The 538-nt window shown below is 55.6% G+C and carries 1 protein-coding gene; it reads left to right on the top strand.

The window, feature by feature from the left end:
* On the top strand, nt 1-520 hold a 520-nt coding region (locus RE6C_RS15000; protein WP_236618236.1), incomplete at its 5' end, for an SMI1/KNR4 family protein.
* Nucleotides 521-538: the final 18 nt, after the last annotated feature.

Consider the following 538-nt stretch of genomic DNA (forward strand, 5'->3'; position numbering starts at 1 on the left):
GACGTTACCCGACATAGATGCACGTGTCACCCAGATGACCAATTGGCTCGACTTAATTACGAGGCATCACGCGGCCGCGCAAGCCGACTCTGGCTATGAGCCGATATTCGGCGATGCGGCAAGCCTTGAACGCATTGACGATGCCCAAGCCACGATCGGAGTCCCAATTCCGACCGAGCTTAGGGACCTGTACCGGAGCGTTGATGGGTACGGGTTGCAAATGGACCCTGAGAGCATGCTCTCACCGTGGTTCATTGTGCCGACCTCCGAACTCGCTGATTTCGTCGCGACGCACCGCAGCACAATTGCTGATACGCACAATAGGCTTTCCAAGCGGTTTCTGCCGTTCATCGATTGGGCGAACGGCGACGCGATGGGCTACATTTATGATCGTGACGGTGACCTCGTTGACGGACTTCACATATTCTCGCATGAACTATACCGCTACGAAGAAGACCAAGACCCGGGCGACTTCTTCCGTTCTTTCGATGGTTCGCTTGCGGAATTTCTCGAACCATGAAGCGCGGGGAACCATGCG

Source organism: Rhodopirellula europaea 6C, from assembly GCF_000338295.1.
In the GTDB taxonomy this organism is placed as follows: Bacteria; Planctomycetota; Planctomycetia; order Pirellulales; family Pirellulaceae; genus Rhodopirellula; species Rhodopirellula europaea.